Genomic DNA, 1,542 nt, shown 5'->3' on the forward strand with positions numbered 1-1,542 from the left:
CGTCGCCCCGGCATGTTTAATGATATTACTGACCACCCCTGTACAGATTTTTCATATGGACTTAAGCTTTATCGGAGTAAAATTTGAATCTGTTCGAGGTAAAGCAATCTGGAATATACCAGGCAACTGCCTTTTTATTGTCTGTTCTTGCACGGCCTCAGCCACACTTCGATGCTACACTTTACACTCTGCGTCTGTAGTTTTTGGGTCCCGCCGCATAATCTCAATCGAGATGCGCAGGTTGGCAAATGAGTGGTTTATTTGCTGGCAATAAATGTCGAATAGATCGCACCAGTTCCTGTTTTGCCGCTTTGAAATTTGTATGTAAGTGTTTTATTGATTATTGTTCCAGTCGTCCCCTCGGCGATTAAGCCATTAGCAACGATGTTAGAAATATCATAATTGCCGCCATTAGCTTTTACCTCAAAATCGCCAAATTCTAAAAGGTCATCTGGTTGTCCAGCTATTTTATAATTTAATGTCAACGAAACAGTTTTTTCGGTCTTTCGAGTAAGTACAATCGTTGCTGATATGGTTTTAGTCGGCAAATTTATTGTTACATCATCTTTGGTTCCTGGGTAGTCGTCGATTTCTTTCGTTGCGTTGTAGGTTCCGGCGATTGCCGCGGCTAGATCAGGGGCAACATCAGTTGTTTTACTACATCCTGAAAGGAGAAATAAAACGGAGAGTAGGGCGCATAACTGCTTCATAGAGAATTGAATTTCATTGTTTAGAAATTAATTGATACTTGGTGAAAGCTAGTATAGTGCCAACTGCTATACTGGCTTTTTATGAACATCTTTAGTGTGGTTTTAATTGTTAATTATGTTCCTCACTAATTAGCGAGTAAACTGTGTTAGAGTTATATTTTGGATTGTTAAATCCGGTAAACTTCAAGTAGTAATAAATGCCTTTGGTATACTATTGTCTTCGCTGATATTAAGTACCTCCACATCAGGCCCCATTAACCAACCGCTCTCGCACTGCTTTGGCCACCGCTTCGGTGCTGCACTGCACGTGTAGCTTCTGGTAGATGTTCTTCAGATGCCGCCGCACGGTCTCAATCGAGATGTCGCACTCGATGCCAATGCGCCGGTAGGGGTAACCCCTTGTCAGCATTTCCAGAATCTCCCGCTCACGGTTCGTCAGGCCGTATTCTTCTCGTTTTGGGTTGGGCGGTGCGCGGAAGGTGGTCAGCACCCGCTGGGCAATGCTGGGCGACATAGGCCCGCCCCCTTCGCTGATCTCCTTCAACGATTGCAGCAGGTAGGTGGCTGAGTCGCGCTTGAGCAGGTAGCCGTCGGCCCCGTTGCTCAGGCAGGCAAACAGCCGCTCGTCATCGTCAAACATGGTGTGCATCAGCACCCGCACCTGGGCGTTCACCTCCTTCACCCGGCGCACACACTCGATGCCGTCGGCACCGGGCATGTCCACGTCCATCAGCACCACGTCGGGCCGGTCCTGGCCAATATGTTTCACGATGGTCTGCCCGTCGGGGTAGGAGCCTGCTACAGAGAAACCCGGTGCCCCCTCGATGAGCAG

Annotated in this window: 2 protein-coding genes; both read right to left on the reverse strand. The window is 47.7% G+C overall.

The window, feature by feature from the left end; all coding sequences use genetic code 11:
- Positions 1-257 precede the first annotated feature (257 nt).
- Positions 258-710 (reverse strand): hypothetical protein, encoded by a 453-nt coding sequence (locus tag F7231_RS27035; RefSeq protein WP_166694343.1) that lies wholly within the window; start codon positions 708-710, stop codon positions 258-260.
- 244 nt (positions 711-954) lie between these two features.
- Positions 955-1,542, reverse strand: a 588-nt coding sequence (locus tag F7231_RS27040; protein ID WP_166694344.1) for a response regulator, incomplete at its 5' end; no start/stop codon positions are given.

Origin of the sequence: Fibrivirga algicola (assembly GCF_011742925.1) — a bacterium.
Lineage (GTDB): Bacteria > Bacteroidota > Bacteroidia > Cytophagales > Spirosomataceae > Fibrella > Fibrella algicola.

Bases quoted from the DNA above. Each gene is read 5' to 3' on its own strand.
- F7231_RS27035 (WP_166694343.1), bottom strand. From the start codon at position 710: ATGAAGCAGTTATGCGCCCTACTCTCCGTTTTATTTCTCCTTTCAGGA.